Below are 17,645 nucleotides of genomic sequence, written 5' to 3' on the forward strand. Positions count from 1 at the left end.
TCCCATTGTTCCCGCGCTCCGTCAGGGTTCCGTCCCCGGCCCCGGGGCCTCCGCCGTGGTGGCGCGCAGCTCCCTCCCCCTTCCCGTCACGGCGATCGCGCCGTGCCTGTCGGTGCTCAGCACCACCGCTCCCCCGGCCCGCAGGGTGTCGACCGTCCGGGGTGACGGATGGCCGTACGGGTTGTCCCGCCCGGCCGACACCAGGGCCAGCCGGGGCCGGGCCCTGTCCAACAGGCGCGGGTCCTGGTGCGCCGAGCCGTGGTGGGCGACCTTCAGCACGTCCACCGGCGGCAGGTCCGGGTGGGCCCGCAGCAGGCCCTGCTGGGCCGGCGGCTCGAGGTCGCCGAGGAGCAGCAGGGTCGTCGCGGGCGTGCCGTCGCCGACACGGACGAGGAGCGCGACGCTGGCGTCGTTCGGCCCCTCCGGTGCCGGGCCGGGGGCGGCGTCGCCCGGCCACAGCACCCGCCAGTCGAGCGGCCCGACCCGCCGGCGCTCACCGGCCCCCGCCCGGACGACCGGCACCCCCGCCCCGGCGGCGGTCCTCCGCACGAACGCCGCCTGGTCCGCCGGGTCCTGGAGGCCCGTGGTCTGGATCGCCCCGACCTCCCGCCCCCGCAGCACGCCCGGGAGGCCCGCGACGTGGTCGGCGTGGAAGTGGGTGAGGACGACGAGCGGGACCCGGCTGACGCCGAGCGACCGCAGACAGCGGTCCACCAGGGCGGGATCGGGGCCGGCGTCCACCACCACGGCCGAGCCGCCGCCCGCTGCCAGCACCGTCGCGTCCCCCTGGCCGACGTCGCACATGGCGAACACCCAGCCGGACGGCGGCCACCCGGTGACCAGCCTGATGAGCGGCGGTGGCCGTACCACGGCGAGCACCAGCAGCACCGCGCACGCTCCCGCCAGCCACGCCCGGTGCCGCACCCGGCGCACCCAGAGCACCAGCAGCCCGGTGACGGCCGCGAGCAGCAGACCCCCGAGCCAGCCGCCGGGCCACCCGGCCTCCGCACCGGGGAGCGCGGCACCCGTGCGGGCGACGCCGGCGATCCACCCGGCCGGCCATCCCGCGCAGGCGGCGAACAGCCCGGCCACCGGCATCGCGACCGGTGCCACCGCCAGCGCGGCGAACCCGAGCACGGTCGCCGGGGCCACCGCGAGCTCCGCCACCAGGTTGCACGGGATCGCCACCAGGCTGATCCGCGCGGCGAACACGGCCACCACCGGGGCGCACACCGCCTGCGCCGCGGCCGTCGCGGCCAGCACCTCCGCGATACGTGGTGGCACCCGGTGCCTGCGCAGCGCGGCGCTCCAGCCCGGGGCCACGGTGAGGAGCGCCCCGGTGGCCAGGACCGACAGCAGGAAGCCGTAGCTCCGCGCCAGCCACGGGTCGTACAGCACCAGCAGCAGGACGGCGGCGGCGAGCGCGGGGATCAGCGATCGGCGCCGCCCGGTGCCGATCGCCAGCAGGGTGATCAGGCCGCAGGCGGCGGCGCGCAGCACGCTCGGGTCGGGCCGGCAGACCAGGACGAAGCCGAGGGTCAGCGCCCCGCCGAGCATCGCAGTGCCCCGGAGCGGGATCCCCAACCGGGGCGCCAGACCGCCGCGTTCCGCCCTGAGCGCGCTGCCGGGCGGGCCGATGAGCAGCAGCAGGACGATCGTGAGGTTGCTGCCGGAGACGGCCAGCAGATGTGTGAGGTCCGTCGCCCGGAAGGCGTCGTGCAGGTCGGACGGGATACGGGAGGTGTCCCCGACGACCAGCCCGGGCAGCAGGGCGCGCGCGTCCGGCGGCAGTCCGTCGGTGGCGGTACGCAACCCCGCGCGCAGCTTCCCGGCGGCCTGCTGGAGGGAGGTCGGCGGCCCGGTGATCCGCGGTGGGCCGGCGTCCGCCCGCAGGACGGCGGCGAACGGTTCGCCGGCCCGGTGCGGCGGCGCGACCCGCCCCGCCAGGCTCAGCCGGGTCGAGGGCAGCAGCCGCCGCCAGTCCTCGCCGCCCGCCGGGACGATCACCAGGACGGGCGTGCGGACCCTGGTGACCGCTCCGTCGGTGGCCGTCACCCGGGTCACCTCGGCGTCCAGCACGACGGAGGCACGGGGCGCCCTCGGGCCGAGGACCCGCACACGGCTGAGCCGGGGATCGGACGTGACCGTCGCCTCCACGGTGACCCTCGCGTGCCGCTCCGCCAGTTCGGGCAGCGGACCCCGCGCGAGGTCGGCGCCGTGCAGCCCCGCGGACGCCGCACCGGCCGCGGCGCAGAGCAACACGGCCGCGCACGCCGGGCCGTTGCCCCTCCAGCCCCTCTGCGGGCTCCCGAGGAGCACCAGCACACCTGTCACGGCGCAGAGCGCCACCCCCGCCGCCGTCCATCCGCCTGGCGCGCCCAGCGCGAGGGCGGCCGCTGCCCACGCCGCCAGGGCGGGTGCCACGAGCCGGGCGTCGGCCGGGGCTTCCTGCCATGGGTCGGCGACCCCCAGCGGCGTACCCGACGCGGCGTGAACCGCCTGGCGGGTCACGGCTGTACGAGGGGCTGGAGATCCGCGAACCGGCGTTCGCCGATCCCGTCGACCTCGCGCAGCTCGTCGACCGACCGGAATCCTCCATGGCCGGTGCGGTAGTCGACGATGTGCCGGGCCAGCACGGGGCCGACGCCCGGCAGCGTGTCGAGCTGCTCCACGGTGGCGCTGTTCAGGCTCACCGGCCCCGCGCCGCCACCGGGGCCGGCCGCCGCGGACGTCCCGGACGCGAGCCCCGGAGGTGGCGCGGCCACCCCCACCACGACGTGCTCGCCGTCCATGAGCACCCGCGCCCGGTTCAGCCCCGTGAGGTCGGTGCCCGGCCTGGCCCCGCCCGCCGCGCGCAGGGCGTCGGCGACCCGCGACCCCGCGGGCAGCCGCAGCACGCCCGGCCGCCGTACCGTGCCGCTCACGTCGACCACGACGGGCGGCGCGCCTGCCGGGGTCCGGCGGGTCGCGGGCCCCGCCGCCGTCGGCGCCGCCTCCGTGACCAGTTCGGGAGCCCGGACGGGCTCCGGACGGCCCACCCAGAAGTAGCGGCCGGCGACGACGGCGGCCACGGCCAGGACGACGGCCAGCGCGACGACCGTACGGGCTTCCATCCCGCAGCGCGCCTGCACCCACAGCGGCACCCGGTCCCGCAGCGCCTGCCGCCACCGCTCCCGGCGCCCCGGCGCCCGCTCCCCCGCCGCAGTCCGATCCGGATCCGGATCCGGATCCGGATCCGGCGCAGCGGCCCCTTCGGACGGGTCTGTCGCTGCCGCCCCGGCCGGGCCGCCGGTCGTCACCCGCCTCCACCGCGCGAGCCGCGCCGCGGGCGCCCCGGACGCGGCACCGGCCGCCCGCGCCCCGGCCGAGCCACCATCAACCTCCCGCGTCCCGGCCGTATCATCATCGGTCCCCGGCGACACGGCCGTGCCGCCCCCGGTCACCCGTGGCACGGGCCACGCACCCGGCCGACGCGGCACCGGCGAATCACCGAGCGCACGCGAGTCGGCCGCGTCACCACAGGCCGCACCACCACCGGCCGCCCCATCCGCGCCAACCGCAGCACGAGCCGCCGGCGACCCGACCCGGGCGTCACCAGCCGTCGGGCGCGTCGGTGCGGGGTCGACGGCGGGGGGCGGCGGGTGCGTCGCGGACGCGCCCGCCCCTGCGAAGAGCGCGTCCGCCCGGCGGCGGGCCAACGCCTCGGCCCGTGCCCCTGCGCGTCCGCGCAGCCGGTGCCGGGCGGGACCCCGGCGGCTCCGCGAGCGGCCGTCCGACCCGGGCGGCCGGCCGGGTCCGCTCACAGCGCGTACTCGAGGCGAGGAGAATGTCACGGAGTGTGTTCGCGTTTCCATGCCACAGCACGGTAGACACCATCGCCCCACCCCGCCGTGCCGCGCCAAAATCCGTGGACAACCCGGCAGTTGTGGAAAACCCGCCCACCCGTCCGGGTGAGCCGGGCGGTCACCGCGCGGAGACGACCACCCCCAGCAGCCCCGGCCCGGTGTGCGCGCCGATGACCGCGCCGACCTCGCTGACGTGCAGCTCGGCCAGGCCGGGGACGCGGGCGCGCAGCCGGTCGGCCAGGGCGCCTGCCCGGTCGGATGCCGCGAGGTGGTGCACCGCGATGTCCACCGGGCTCGCACCCGCCCGCTCGGCGGCGATCTCCTCCAGGCGGGCGATCGCCTTCGACGCCGTGCGCACCTTCTCGCGCAGTTCGATCCGCCCGCCCTCCAGCTCCAGCAGCGGCTTCACCGCGAGCGCGGAGCCCAGCAGCGCCTGGGCCGCGCCGATGCGGCCGCCCCGGCGCAGGTACTCGAGCGTGTCGACGTAGAAGTACGCGGAGGTCCCGGCGGCCCGCTTCTCGGCGGCGGCGACCACCTCGTCCGGTGAGCCTCCTGTCTCCGCCGCCTCGGCGGCGGCCAGCGCGCAGAAGCCCAGCGCCATGGCGACCATGCCGGTGTCGACGACCCGCACCGGCACCGTCGCCTCCTTGGCGGCCAACAGGGCGGCGTCGTACGTACCCGAGAACTCGGCGGACAGGTGCAGCGAGACGATCGCGGTGGCGCCCCGGCCGGCCGCCGCCCGGTATGCCTCGGCGAACACCTCCGGGCCGGGCCGCGACGTGGTCACCGAGCGGCGCTTCTGGAGCGCGAGGGCCAGCGAGCGGGCCGAGATCTCGGTGCCCTCCTCAAGGGCCTGGTCGCCGAGGACGACGGTCAGCGGCACCGCGGTGATACCGTGCCGCTCCATCGTCTGCGGCGGCAGGTAGGCCGTTGAATCGGTGACGATCGCGACATGGCGGGACATGACCGGGAGGGTACCCCGGTCGGGGCGCCGTACGGCAGCCCGCCCCCGCCTCGTGATCGAATCCGATCAGTTCGTGGTCTCGGGACGGGCCGACTTCTGCCAGGAGTAGTAGGGCTGTTGCCGCGGGTCCTTCGCGGTGATCGCCCTGGGCGTGCCGGTACCGGACGCGTCGCGGCCGGCGCCCGCCTCCTCCGCGGAGCGCGCTTCGGGCCCGGTGCCCGTGGGCTCGGTCCGGTCTGCGGCCGGCCCGGACGGTTCCGGGGATCGTCCCGCCGCCTCCTCCACCCAGGAGAGGTCGTCCTGCTCGCGCCCGGCCCAGTGGCGCAGCGCGCCGGCCTCCACGTCGATCTGCGCGCTCAGTGACGCCAGGTCGTCGTCCGCGAAGTTCCGGGCCCGGTCGCGGGCCGCCCACCGCAGCGACTCCGCCGAGTGGGTGATCCGCTCGGTGCGCTCGCGCAGGTCGTCGAGCTGGGCGGCGACCCCGGCCCTGTCCGGGTCCCGCTCCAGCCGCTTGAGGTCGGCGTCCAGTTCGTGCCCGTGGGCGCTGAGCCTGCGGAACAGCTCCAGGGACTCCTGCAGCGAGGCGTCCTCCACCGCGCCCGCCTCCAGTGCGTCCTGGGTGGCCCGCATGGAGGTCCGCAGCGACAGGCGCAGGTGCGCCAGCTCGGCCTTCACGCCGCCGGTGCCGTAGCTCTTGGCCCGCAGCGTGGTGTCCTCGACGGTTCGCCGCGCCTGGGTGATGGTGCGGTCGACTCCGCGCTTGGCGGCCTTGACCGCCTTCACGGTCACGTACACCCCCAGAGCGACGAAGGCGACGAAGAGCAGCGCCAGGATCGCGATCGCTTCTGCCATGAAGTCCCCTTGGTGTCGCCGGGTACCGCTCCGGACGCGGCCGGCCGTCTGTTCCTCCACGGTAAACGGAACGGGCAGGCCGAGGGTTCCATCGGAACCCCCAACCTGCCCGTAGGGGAAAACACCTAGGCGCCGTGCGACGCTCGCGTCACACCCGCATCACGCCGTCCTGGTCCTGGCCGTACGGATGAGGCCGTGCGGATCGCCCGCGTCACGCCGGGACGATGTTGACCAGCTTCGGCGCCCGGACGATCACCTTGCGGATGCCCGCGCCGCCCAGTGCCGCGACGACGCCCTCGTCGGCCAGGGCCAGCGCCTCCAGGTCCGCGTCCGTGATGGACGGGGAGACCTCCAGGCGCGCCTTGACCTTGCCCTTGATCTGCACGACGCAGGTCACCGTCTCGTCGACGACGTACGCCGGGTCGGCGACCGGGAAGTCCTGGTGGACGACGGACTCGGTGTGGCCCAGCTTGCGCCACAGCTCCTCGGCGATGTGCGGGGCCAGGGGGGCGACCAGCAGCACCAGCCGCTCGGCGACCGACCGCGACACCGGGGCGCCGGTCTTGGTCAGGTAGTTGTTCAGCTCGGTGACCTTGGCGATCGCCGTGTTGAACCGCATCGCCGCCATGTCCTGGGACACGCCGTCGATGGCCTTGTGCAGGGCGCGCAGCGTGTCCTCGTCGGGCTCGGTGTCCACCACGGTGACCTCACCGGTCGACTCGTCGACGATGTTCCGCCACAGCCGCTGCAGCAGCCGGTACTGGCCCACCACCGCGCGCGTGTCCCAGGGCCGGGAGACGTCCAGCGGGCCCATGGCCATCTCGTACAGGCGCAGGGTGTCCGCGCCGTACTCGGCGCAGATCTCGTCCGGGGTCACGGCGTTCTTCAGGGACTTGCCCATCTTGCCCAGGACGCGGCTGACCTTCTCGCCCTGGTACCAGAAGGCTCCGTCGCGCTCCTCGACCTCGGCGGCCGGTACGGCGATGCCCCGCGCGTCCCGGTAGACGAAGGCCTGGATCATGCCCTGGTTGTACAGCTTGTGGAACGGCTCGGCCGAGGAGACGTGTCCCAGGTCGTACAGGACCTTGGACCAGAAGCGCGCGTACAGCAGGTGCAGGACGGCATGCTCGGCGCCGCCGACGTACAGGTCGACGCCGCCGTGCGGCTGTCCCTCGCGCGGGCCCATCCAGTACTGCTCGATGGCGGGGTCGACCAGCGCGGAGTCGTTGTGCGGGTCCAGGTAGCGCAGCTCGTACCAGCAGGAACCGGCCCAGTTGGGCATGGTGTTGGTCTCGCGCCGGTACTTCTTGGGGCCGTCGCCCAGGTCCAGGGTGACGTTGACCCAGTCCTCGTTGCGCGACAGCGGCGTCTCGGGCTGGGTGTCGGCGTCGTCCGGGTCGAAGGTGCGGGGCGAGTAGTCCTCGACCTCGGGCAGCTCCAGCGGCAGCATCGACTCGGGCAGCGCGTGGGCGATGCCGTCCTCGTCGTAGACGATCGGGAAGGGCTCGCCCCAGTAGCGCTGCCGGCTGAACAGCCAGTCCCGCAGCCGGAAGTTGACGGTGCCCTCGCCGATGCCCCGGGCGACCAGCCAGTCGGTGATCCTCGCCTTGGCCTCGACGACGCCCAGACCGTCCAGCGAGATCTCGTCGTTCGACGAGTTGACGAGCTTCGCGTCGTAGGAGTCGAACGCCTCGTCCCACGTGGAGGGGTCGGTGCCCCGGTCGTCGGAGGGCTCGACGACGCAGCGCATCGGCAGCTCGAAGGCGCGGGCGAAGGCGAAGTCGCGGCTGTCGTGCGCCGGAACGGCCATGATGGCGCCGGTGCCGTAGCCCATCAGGACGTAGTCCGCGATGAAGACCGGCACGCGGTCGCCGCTGACCGGGTTGATCGCGTAGGCGCCGGTGAAGACGCCGGTCTTGTCCTTGGCCTCGGCCTGGCGCTCGACGTCGGACTTGGACGCGGCCTGCTTGCGGTACGCGTCGACGGCCTCGGCAGGGGTGGCGTATCCGCCCGTCCAGACGTCGTGCGTGCCCTCGGGCCACGCCGCCGGGACGATCTTCCCGACCAGCTCGTGCTCGGGCGCCAGCACCATGTAGGTGGCGCCGAACAGGGTGTCCTGGCGGGTGGTGAAGACGGTGATGGCGTCGTCGCCGACGGCGAAGTCGACGCGGGCGCCCTCGGAGCGGCCGATCCAGTTGCGCTGCTGGAGCTTGATGGCCTCGGGCCAGTCCAGTGCGTCCAGGTCGTCCAGCAGCCGGTCGGCGTAGGCGGTGATGCGCATGTTCCACTGGCGCAGCTTGGCCTTGAAGACGGGGAAGTTGCCGCGCTCGGAGCGGCCGTCGGCGGTGACCTCCTCGTTGGCCAGCACGGTGCCCAGGCCGGGGCACCAGTTGACCGGCGCGTCCGAGGCGTACGCCAGGCGGTACTCGCCCAGGACGTCCGCGCGCTCGGCGGCGGTCAGCTCGCTCCACGCGCGCGTGGTGCCGGGTACGGGACGCTCACCGCTTTCGAACAGCGCGACCAGGTCGGCGATGGGGCGGGCCTTCCCCGCCTCGTCGTCGTACCAGGAGTTGAAGATCTGCACGAAGATCCACTGGGTCCACTTGTAGTAGTCCGGGTCGATCGTGGCGAAGGACCGGCGCTTGTCGTGGCCCAGACCCAGCCGGCGCAGCTGGACCTTCATGTTCTCGATGTTCGCCTCCGTCGACACCCGCGGGTGCGTGCCGGTCTGGACGGCGTACTGCTCCGCGGGCAGGCCGAAGGCGTCGAAGCCCAGGGTGTGCAGGACGTTGTGCCCGGTCATGCGCTGGTGCCGGGCGAAGACGTCGGTGGCGATGTAGCCCAGGGGGTGGCCGACGTGGAGACCGGCGCCCGAGGGATAGGGGAACATGTCCATGATGAACTTCTTGGGCCGGGCGACCACGTCCGGGTCGCCCGCCAGGTCACCGCTCGGGTTGGGCGCCTCGTAGGTGCCCTCGGCGTCCCAGAAGTCCTGCCAGCGTGCCTCGATGTCGGCGGCCATGGCCGCCGTGTAACGATGCGGGGCTGCTGCCTCGACAGCAGCCGAATTCATCTCGCTCATGATCCTTAAAGCTCCATCGATCGTCTCTGCCCGCTGCCGCTCTGTGACGCGGCGAAATGAAAAAACCCCTCGCACAGGAGGGGACGCCGCGCCGATTCCGGCCGGATCGTGAATCCGCCGGGACTGATCAGCGCGGCTCGCTAAGCAGAAGGCGTACGGCACGCATGGCGTCAGGGTACCGCAGGGCCCGTCCGGGCCGCATCGAGGTCCACGGGCCGGTCACGGCGCCGGACGGCACCGCGGGCCTCAGCGTTACTCCGCGTATCGACCCTATCCAGGGCAACCCCAAAGTCAGTTGTCGGCCGTTCCGAACTTTAAACGCTCAAAGCTCGTACCGCTTGGTATGCCTCGACTTAGCATGCGGCCACGGGACCTCTTTTCCGCACCACTGGAGTCGCCCCCCATGAACCCTCATCGCAAGATCCGCTCATCGCCCGCCGTCCAGGCCGGCGTGGGCAAGCCGGTACAGGGCGGGCTCACGGCGGCCGCGCTGGTACTCATACCGGTGCTCGCCATCGGCGGGAGCGACAGCTTCCGCGCCGCCCTGGACTTCGCGTCGGGCGTCCTCTCCCTCGTGTCCCTGACGGCCTCCGTGGCATGGGGGCTGTTCGCGCAGGACCGGCTCCTTCTCTCCACCCGGAACCGGCTCCTCGCCCAGGCCGTCCACCGCGCCACCGCGGTGGCGTCCCTCGGCTTCCTCCTCCTCCACGCCACCGTGAAGGTGTCCCTGGGGCACGTGGAACTCATCGGGGCCCTCGTCCCGTTCGGGCTCGGAGTGACCGGCACGTCCGGTCTGATCGGCTTCGGGTCGCTCGCCGGCCTGCTGATGGTGGTCGCCGCGTCCACCGGCGCCGCCCGCAGCGCCCTCGCCGGCCGGGGCAGCATCGCGGCCCGCTGGCGGCCCCTGCACATGCTGGCCTACCCGGCCTGGTGCTGCGCGCTCGTCCACGGGCTCTACGCGGGTCGCCCCGCGGCCACCTGGGTGACCACCATGTACTGCCTCGCGCTCGTCGGGGTCGCCTCCGCCGTGTCGCTGCGGCTGCTGCCCGAGCCCGTGCGGCAGCACCTCGCGGACCGCGTCCTCGGCCTGCTCGGGCCGGGGGCGGAGAAGGCGGGCCGCGGACGCGGCCGGCGGCGGGACTCCTCGGTGTCGCCGCTGCCCGGCTCGGCGGACATCGTCCCGCCCGCGCCCTACGACGCCCCCCGCCCCTTCGAGGAGCTGCGCCGGGAGCCAGCCGGACGCCCCCCGGCACCGGACGGGTCCCCGGGCCTCCCGCTCGGCCGCCCGCGCGAGCGGCCCCGCACCCTGACCCCGCCCCCGGCGCCGGCGTACGAACCCGGCTTCCCCGCGTCGTCCCCCGGGACCATGGGGGCGGGCATCTCGGCGGCCTACCGGGCCGTGTCGCTGAACAACGCCGGCACCGGTGCCGGCGCGGGCGGCCCCACCGAGGAGATCCCGTACGCCGAGCGCGTCCCGATGACGGAGGAGCTGCCGGTCGTCACCGACGAACCGGCGACCCGGCCCGGCTACTGGCCGACCCCCTCCCCGCCGCCGCCCACGCCGTCCCCGGCCCCGGCCTCGTACGACCACGAGCCGATCCCGCCCTCGTACGACCCCGAGCCCGCCCCGCCCTCCTACGGTCATCAGCCCGCCCCGGCGCCGTACGGCGCCGGCGGCCCCAACCCGCCCGTACCGGGCCCCTTCCAGCAGCCGCCGGCCGGCGAGCCCTGGACCGCACCAGCAGGAGACCGCCCGTGAACGCCCCGCTCCCCGACGTCCCCGAAGTCCGCGTCGTCGGCCTCCCCCAGCTCACCCAGGGCTTCGACCTCGTCGAGCGGCTCGACCTCCAGATGCACCTGAAGGTGCACGGCCCCCTCGAACCCATGGGCGGTGAGCGGCTGGCCCAGCTCGCCGAGGAGATATCCCTCACCGGACGGGGCGGCGCCGGCTTCCCGTTCGGCCGGAAGCTGCGCGCGGTCGCCAAGGCGACCATCCGGCGCGGGGTGCGCCCCGTCGTGGTGGTCAACGGCAGCGAGGGCGAGCCCGCGTGCCGCAAGGACACGGTCCTCCTCAACCGCGCCCCGCACCTCATCCTCGACGGCGCCCTGCTGGCCGCGGAGGCCCTCGGCGCCCGCACCCTGGTCGTCGCGGTGACCCGCAACTCCACCGAGATCTCCATCCGCGCCGCCCTCGCCGAGCGGGGCCTGTCCGACCGGCGCGGGCAGCGGCTGCGCGCGCGTGTCGTCCGCACCCCGGAGCGCATGGTCTCCGGTGAGGCGTCCTCCGTGATCCGCGCCGTCAACGGCGGCCCCGCCATCCCGCCGGGCCGCCGTGAGCGCGCCGCCGAGTCGGGGGTGGGCAACGCGCCGACGCTGCTCTCGAACGCGGAGACGTTCGCACAGCTCGCCGTCGCGGCCAGGACCGGCGCCGGGCGCTACGCCCAGCACGGGCTGGACAGCGAGCCCGGCACGGTGATGCTGACCATCTCCGGGCAGGTGGCCCGGCCCATGGTGGTGGAGGTCCCGACGGGCGTCCCCATGCGGTACGTCCTCCAGCTCGCGGGCGCGCCGCCGGTCCCGCAGGGCGTGCTGACCGGCGGCTACCACGGCAACTGGATCGACTCCATGGCGGTCGACAACTGCGTCATCTCGAAGCAGTCCATGGCGGCCGTGGGGGGCGCCCTGGGAGCCGGGGCGATCCTGCCGATCGGTCCCGACACCTGTCCGCTGGGCGAGGCGCAGCGCGTGGCGAACTGGCTCGCGGCCGAGACGGCCGGCCAGTGCGGCCCCTGCCGCCTGGGGCTGCCCGCGGCGGCCGGCGGCCTGTCGGACGTGCTCAACGGCGGCGGTCCGGCCGCCCTGGAGGCGCTGCGCGAGGTCACCCAGGCGGTGAAGGGACGGGGCGTGTGCAAGCACCCGGACGGGTCGGCCCGCTTCTTCGGCTCGACGCTGTCCGCCTTCACCGACGACCTGGCCGCGCACGTCCTGCACGGCGGCTGCGGGCGCCCGACGCTCGGTGTGCTGCCGCTGCCCGAGCCGGGCTACCAGGAGGTCGTGGAGTCCATCCCGAGCGGCGAGAAGCTGGCGGTGGACTGGACGCTGTGCAAGGGGCACGGACTGTGCGCGGACATCGTCCCCGAGCTGATCCGCATGGGCCGCGACGGCTACCCGGTGCTCGCGGACGCGTCCGTGCCGACCCATCTGCGGGACCGCGCCCAGCTGGCGGTACGGCGCTGCCCCGAGCTCGCGCTCCGGCTGGAGCGGGCACCCCAGGAACGCCCCTCGCGCCCGGCGTTGCCGAGCGCCGGCCGCAAGGCCCTTGGCAGCGGTCGCAATTGACCGGGTTCCCCGGCGGCCCCCGGCCGCCGGGGGTCCCCTCGCACCCCCGGAACGACGGGCGGGGGGTCGGCGGGAGCCGGGCTTCGGGGCATGAGAAAGGCGGGCCATCCGATCGGATGGCCCGCCTTCCACGTTCTGTGGAGCTAAGGAGAATTGAACTCCTGACCTCCTGCATGCCATGCAGGCGCTCTACCAACTGAGCTATAGCCCCTTGCGGTGTGCCGCCCTCCGGAGTTTCCTCCCGGCCGGGTTTCCCTTGCGGGCTTCCCTCGCGGCGACACGGAGAACATTACACGGTCCCCCCGGTGGTTCACCAAATCGTTTACGGTCCGTAGGGCTCTGGCCGGTAGCGTCGCCCCTTGTGACCGTGACCTCCACCCTCCGGGCGCGCCTCCGGGAGCTGCCCCTCACCGCCGCCGCGACGGCCTGCCTGCTGTCCTTCGCCGCCTTCTGGATGGCGCAGCGCGCCGCCCACGTCACCATGCTCGACCTCTCCGTCTACCGGGCCGAGGGCGAGACGGTCCTGGCCGGGGGCGACCTGTACGCGATGCGCGCCACGTCGGCGAACCTGCCGACGACCTACCCGCCGTTCGCCGCGCTGCTGTTCACGCCGCTGACCCTGCTCGGCGTCCCCGAGATGCGCACCCTGGCCACGGCGGGGAACCTGCTCCTGCTGCTGGCGCTGGTGCACCTGTCGCTGCGCCTGGTGGGCCGTGACCGGCCGGGCACGGCACTGTGGGTGGCCGCCGTCCTGGTCTGGTGCGAGCCGGTGTGGACGACGCTGCGGTACGGGCAGATCAATCTGCTCGTGGCGGTGGCGGTGCTGTGGGATCTGACACGGCGGGAGAACCACCGGTGGGCCGGGGTGGGCATCGGGCTGGCCACGGCGGTGAAGCTGACGCCGGGCCTGTTCGTCGTGCTGCTGCTGGTGGTGGGGGTGGCACGCGCGCGTGCGCACGGGTGGAACCCCTGGCTGCGGCAGGCGGCGACGGCCACCGGGGTGTTCCTCGGTGTGACCGTGGCGTCGGCGGTCGTCCTGCCGTACGACTCGCGCCGCTTCTGGACCGAGATGATCTTCGAGACCAGCCGGGTCGGGCGCAAGGAGGAGACGGCGAACCAGTCGCTCAACGGCGTGCTGGCCCGTCTGATGCACACCACCGACCCGGGGGTGTGGTGGCTGCTCGCGGCCGTCGTCGTGGGTGTGGCGGGAATCACGGTCGCGGTCCTCGCGGCGCTGCGGGACGACCGGCCGGTGGCCGTGGTGGCGTGCGCGACGACCGCGCTGCTGGTGAGCCCGATCTCGTGGTCGCACCACTGGGTGTGGTGCGTGCCGACGCTGATCCTGCTGGCGACCAGGGCGCGGCCGGCCTGGACCGTGGGCGTGGCCCTGGTGTTCGCGTCGTTCGCCCTGTGGTGGGTGCCGCACGCCCCGGCGCCGGTCCGGCTCGAACTCCACCAGAACGGCTGGCAGATGCTGCTGTCCGCCCTCTACACGCTGGTCGGGCTGGGACTCCTGGCGGCGTTCGGGACCGGACGGTGGCGGACGGGTCAGGCGGTGGCGAAGGAGTAGAACCGCTTGAGGGTGCAGTGCTCGTCGAGCAGGCGCCCGTAGATCGGCTCCCCTTCGAGTTCCCGGTAGGTCTCGATGGGGTCGCCTTTTATGATCAGCGCCCGCGCGCACTCCTCGCACCAGTACTGGTACGTGGGATTGACCGGGTCCATGTCCCGGACGATCGGCGTACCGCTGCCGCACCAGTCGCATTTCCGCCTGTGCGCACCCATGAATCAGCTCCAGCTGTGGCCGCAGGACGTGCACACGTAGGACACGCCGCCATTGTCACCGAGCACCTGGGCGACGTGGGCCGAACCGCACGAGGGACAGCTGAGTCCGGAACGCGACCGCGCCGTGACGAGCGGGTCGGAAGCCTCCTCGAAACCGCTGGCCGCCATCGCGAACTCCCTCCCGTCCGGATCTTCGTCCCCCTCCGGCCGTCCGATTCTGCCATGGCCCGGCACCGGGGTCAGCGGGGTCGGCGCACCAGCCCGGCCGACGCCCCCACGAGCGAGGCCGCGGACACCGCCAGGGCGCATACCCACAGCGCGTCGGCCGAAGCGGGCGGGCCCGGCACGTTCAGACGGCTCAGGAAGGAGATCCAGGGCATCATCGACGCCCTCGACCCGCGTCCGGCCGTTGATGGTGGCGCGGCTGCGCGGGGCGTACGGGCGGCACGCGGGCGGGCAAGACACGGATGACGTCGGTGTCGCTGTCGATCAACGGCACCGGGAGGCCACCGCCACCGGGAGGTCCCCGGCTGAGCACCCGGGCGCTTCCGGAGCTGTGCGGGGGCGGGCGGCCAGGGGCGGGAAAACACGAATCCCGCCCCCTGTGGGGACGGGATCCGGTGACTGTGGAGCTAAGGAGAATTGAACTCCTGACCTCCTGCATGCCATGCAGGCGCTCTACCAACTGAGCTATAGCCCCTCGTGTTCTCCGCGCTCCGCGCTGCGAACAAGAAGAACTTTAGCCTGTGACCTGCCGGAAAGTGAAATCCGGGTCAGTCGTCGTCGCCGAGGACCGGCTCGGGGAGCGTTCCGGCGTTGTGTTCCAGCAGCCGCCAGCCGCGAGCGCCCTCGCCCAGCACGGACCAGCAGCAGTTCGAGAGGCCGCCCAGGCCCTCCCAGTGGTACGACTCCAGGCCGAGGAGCCGGCCGATGGTGGTGCGGATGGTGCCACCGTGACTGACCACGACGAGCGTGCCGTCGTCCGGGAGCTTCTCGGCGTGCGCCAGCACCACGGGGGCGGCCCGGTCGGCCACCTCCGTCTCCAGCTCTCCGCCCCCGCGCCGCACCGGCTCCCCGCGCTTCCACGCGGCGTACTGCTCGCCGTACCGCGCCAGGATCTCCTCGTGCGTGAGGCCCTGCCACTCGCCCGCGTACGTCTCGCGCAGCGCCGAGTCATGGTCGACCCGGAGGCCGGTGAGCGCGGCCAGCTCGGCGGCCGTGGCCGCCGCGCGCCTGAGGTCGGAGGCGATGATCGCGTCCGGCTTCAGCGCCGCGAGGAGCCGCGCCGCCCGGCGCGCCTGGGCCACACCCGTGTCGGTCAGCTCGATGTCCGTGGAGCCCTGGAAACGGCGCTCCAGGTTCCACGACGTCTGGCCGTGCCTCCACAGGACGATCCGGCGGCCCCTGCCGCCCTTGCTGCCGTTCAGCTCAGCTCACCGTCCGAGCCGTCGACGGCGTCGGCGCCGCTGAGCCGGGCGTGCTCCTCCGCCTTGCCCCGGGTCTTCACGGCGTCCTCGGGCAGGGGCAGCTCGGGGCAGTCCTTCCACAGCCGTTCCAGGGCGTAGAAGACCCGCTCCTCGCTGTGCTGGACGTGGACGACGATGTCGACGTAGTCCAGCAGGATCCAGCGGGCGTCTCGGTCGCCCTCGCGGCGGACCGGCTTGGCGCCCAGTTCCTTGTTGAGCCGCTCCTCGATCTCGTCCACGATCGACTTGACCTGGCGGTCGTTGGGCGCGGAGGCGAGCAGGAAGGCGTCGGTGATCGACAGCACGTCGCTGACGTCGTAGGCGATGATGTCGTGCGCGAGCCGGTCGGCAGCCGCCTGGGCGGCGGCGGTCACGAGCTCGATGGAGCGGTCAGTGGCGGTCACATGCAAGCTTTCGTCGGCGGTCCAGAACACCCCCAGGGTCTCACGTACCGCCGACAGCCCGGCAAACCCGTATTCCGCCCCGCCGCTACCCGGTCTCGTAGTCCCGGCCCAGGACGACCGTGACGTCCGCGTTGGCCGCCGCCTTGCCCTGCGCCACGGCGCCCGGGGGCAGACCGAGGGTCTTGGCGACCTCCTCCGCCTTCGCCCGGTGTGCGGCCTCACCGTAGATGACCTGCGAGGACGACTCCGTGTCGGCCTTGCCTCCGTCGATGACGGCGTAGCCGCCGTTGATCAGCCGGACGCGTGCCGCCTCGGTGGCGTCCTCGTCGCCCGAGGCGTTCCGGACGCCGACCCGGACGGCCGAGCCCTGCTCCGGCGCGCTGACCGATCCGCCGAGGATGTCCTTCACCACACCGCTGGTGGCCTGCTCACTGAGCGTGCCGTCCTCCTGCACGGGCAGCAGCGCCGTCCTGTGGTCGCCCACCTTGGCGTGCTGGGCGAGCCTGGCGAGGGAGGCGCCGAGGTCCTTCTCCGGCAGCGACGGGTCCAGGATCTGCGCGAGCGTCTCGATGGTGACCGTCGCCGACCGGGGGTCGTCCGACATCTTGCGCAGGACGCCGAGGACGACCTGGCCGAACCGCCGCAGCTGCGCGGCCTCCGCCTCGCCGGGCCCCCGGTGGGTGGCGTACGCGACGGCCATGCGCCCGTTCAGGGTCTGGCCCTCGCCCTCGGGCACGAGCGGCGGGTCGCCCTCCTTCGCACCGGGGACCTCGGTGTCCGTGGCGGCCTCGATGCCGCCGACCAGTTCGACCAGGTTCTCCAGATACGGGGTGTCGAGCCGCCACGTCCCGCTGATCCTGGTGCCCAGCAGGGCGCCGAGCGCCTCGCGGGTGCCGGCGGAGCCGTCGTCGTCGACGGACTTCGCGAGCGTGGTGGTGGTGCCGTCGTCGTTGGCGACGGAGAGCGAGTTGGGCAGCAGGACGGTGGTGCCCTGCTTGGTGGTGGCGTTGTCGACCAGGAGCGCCGTGGAGGTCTCCTTGCTCCCGGTGTTGTGCAGGTGCAGGACGATCACGTCCCGCTGCTGCGGACCGCTCGCGGTGGCGCCCTGCCCGGTCTTCCGCTCGGACAGGCCGGGGAGCAGGCCGGCGGACCACAGGTAGCCGAGGCCGCCGATCAGGGCGACGGCCAGGACGACGACGAGCGCGACGACCCGGTGGCGGCCCCGCCGTTTGGCCTCCTCACGGCGCTCGGACCGGCTCTCGGTGAACTTGAGCCAGTCGATGACGTCTTCGGAGTCCTCGTCCGGGTCCTCGACGAAGGAGAACTGCTCGGTCCGGTACTCGCGCCCGGCCTCCGGCTCCGGTTCCGGCTGCGTTTCGGTTCCCGGCTCCGTTCCCGGCCGGCGCTGCTGCGGTTCGGGCCCGGAGGCCCGGCGGCGCTGCCCGGGCACGGCGGCGGCCGGCGGGGCCTCGGGCCGCGCGTGCGGCGGCTGCTCCTGCGGGTACTGCTCCTGCGGGTACTGCTGCGGCGGGTACTGCTCCGGGGCGGGCTGCGGTGCCGGCTGCTGCGGGGCGGCGCCGTAGCCGGTCGCGTAGCCCTCGTACCCGTACCCCTGCTGGGCGTACGAAGGGTCGTACTGCTGCTGGGGCTGCTGGTCGTGCTGAGGTTGCTGGGACTGCGCGTACTGGTCGTACTGGTCGTAGCCGTAGGACTGCTGGGGCTGGTGGGTCTGCTGGGGCTGTGTGTGCGGGTCGTACGAGTTGTACGGGTCGTACTGCTGCTCCTGGTGCTGCGGAGCCTGCTGCTGGTACACCGGCTGCCCGTAGGCGTCGTAGCCGACGACCTGCGGCTGCGGCGGGTAATACGGGTCGTACGGGTTCTGCTGGTCGTTCACCGGTGCCCCTCTCCGTG

Annotated in this window: 12 protein-coding genes and 2 tRNA genes; 3 read left to right on the forward strand and 11 right to left on the reverse strand. The window is 73.8% G+C overall.

Going from position 1 to position 17,645, the window contains the following annotated elements:
• Positions 1 to 21: 21 nt before the first annotated feature.
• The 5 genes from IE109_RS15300 to leuS form a co-directional block, all read right to left on the reverse strand.
• Positions 22 to 2,511, reverse strand: a complete 2,490-nt coding sequence (locus IE109_RS15300) for a ComEC/Rec2 family competence protein (protein ID WP_189551429.1) — start codon at positions 2,509 to 2,511, stop codon at positions 22 to 24.
• Positions 2,508 to 3,113 (reverse strand): helix-hairpin-helix domain-containing protein, encoded by a 606-nt coding sequence (locus IE109_RS15305; protein ID WP_189551430.1) that lies wholly within the window; start codon positions 3,111 to 3,113, stop codon positions 2,508 to 2,510. Before IE109_RS15305 ends, IE109_RS15300 begins: the two co-directional genes overlap by 4 nt.
• 850 nt (positions 3,114 to 3,963) lie before the next feature.
• Entirely contained in the window at positions 3,964 to 4,809 is an 846-nt protein-coding gene (locus tag IE109_RS15310; RefSeq protein WP_189551431.1) for a DegV family protein, read from the reverse strand.
• Positions 4,810 to 4,875: 66 nt separating this feature from the next.
• Positions 4,876 to 5,661 (reverse strand): magnesium transporter CorA family protein, encoded by a 786-nt coding sequence (locus IE109_RS15315; protein WP_189551432.1) that lies wholly within the window; start codon positions 5,659 to 5,661, stop codon positions 4,876 to 4,878.
• 211 nt (positions 5,662 to 5,872) lie between these two features.
• Positions 5,873 to 8,743, reverse strand: coding sequence for a leucine--tRNA ligase (gene leuS, locus IE109_RS15320; protein ID WP_189551433.1), 2,871 nt, complete (start codon positions 8,741 to 8,743; stop codon positions 5,873 to 5,875).
• Between the two features lie 403 nt (positions 8,744 to 9,146).
• On the opposite strand from leuS, the gene IE109_RS15325 reads away from it, so the two are divergent.
• Both IE109_RS15325 and IE109_RS15330 read left to right on the forward strand, forming a co-directional pair.
• On the forward strand, positions 9,147 to 10,502 hold the full coding sequence (locus IE109_RS15325) for a hypothetical protein (protein WP_229891080.1): 1,356 nt from the start codon (positions 9,147 to 9,149) through the stop codon (positions 10,500 to 10,502).
• Entirely contained in the window at positions 10,499 to 12,082 is a 1,584-nt protein-coding gene (locus tag IE109_RS15330) for an NADH-quinone oxidoreductase subunit NuoF family protein (protein WP_189551434.1), read from the forward strand. Before IE109_RS15325 ends, IE109_RS15330 begins: the two co-directional genes overlap by 4 nt.
• Positions 12,083 to 12,220: 138 nt before the next feature.
• Here IE109_RS15330 and IE109_RS15335 read toward each other — a convergent pair.
• Positions 12,221 to 12,293, reverse strand: a tRNA-Ala gene (locus IE109_RS15335).
• 150 nt (positions 12,294 to 12,443) lie between these two features.
• Between IE109_RS15335 and IE109_RS15340 the strand changes: the two genes are divergently transcribed.
• Entirely contained in the window at positions 12,444 to 13,652 is a 1,209-nt protein-coding gene (locus tag IE109_RS15340) for a glycosyltransferase 87 family protein (RefSeq protein ID WP_189551435.1), read from the forward strand.
• Here the strand turns inward: IE109_RS15340 and IE109_RS15345 are convergent.
• The 5 genes from IE109_RS15345 to IE109_RS15365 all read right to left on the reverse strand — a co-directional run bounded on the left by IE109_RS15345 (position 13,631) and on the right by IE109_RS15365 (position 17,628).
• On the reverse strand, positions 13,631 to 13,864 hold the full coding sequence (locus IE109_RS15345) for a hypothetical protein (RefSeq protein ID WP_064069556.1): 234 nt from the start codon (positions 13,862 to 13,864) through the stop codon (positions 13,631 to 13,633). The genes IE109_RS15340 and IE109_RS15345 overlap by 22 nt on opposite strands.
• A 627-nt stretch (positions 13,865 to 14,491) precedes the next feature.
• A tRNA-Ala gene (locus IE109_RS15350) sits at positions 14,492 to 14,564 on the reverse strand.
• A gap of 73 nt (positions 14,565 to 14,637) precedes the next feature.
• Entirely contained in the window at positions 14,638 to 15,291 is a 654-nt protein-coding gene (locus IE109_RS15355) for a histidine phosphatase family protein (RefSeq protein ID WP_189551620.1), read from the reverse strand.
• The gene (gene rsfS, locus IE109_RS15360) at positions 15,288 to 15,734 is read right to left on the reverse strand and encodes a ribosome silencing factor (RefSeq protein ID WP_189551436.1); all 447 of its coding nucleotides are present in this window, start codon (positions 15,732 to 15,734) and stop codon (positions 15,288 to 15,290) included. Before rsfS ends, IE109_RS15355 begins: the two co-directional genes overlap by 4 nt.
• A gap of 85 nt (positions 15,735 to 15,819) precedes the next feature.
• Positions 15,820 to 17,628 carry an LCP family protein gene (locus IE109_RS15365; RefSeq protein WP_189551437.1) on the reverse strand — a complete coding sequence of 603 codons (1,809 nt, stop codon included), beginning with the start codon at positions 17,626 to 17,628 and terminating at the stop codon, positions 15,820 to 15,822.
• Positions 17,629 to 17,645 lie beyond the last annotated feature (17 nt).

The organism is Streptomyces lavendofoliae, from assembly GCF_014649735.1.
In the GTDB taxonomy this organism is placed as follows: Bacteria; Actinomycetota; Actinomycetes; order Streptomycetales; family Streptomycetaceae; genus Streptomyces; species Streptomyces lavendofoliae.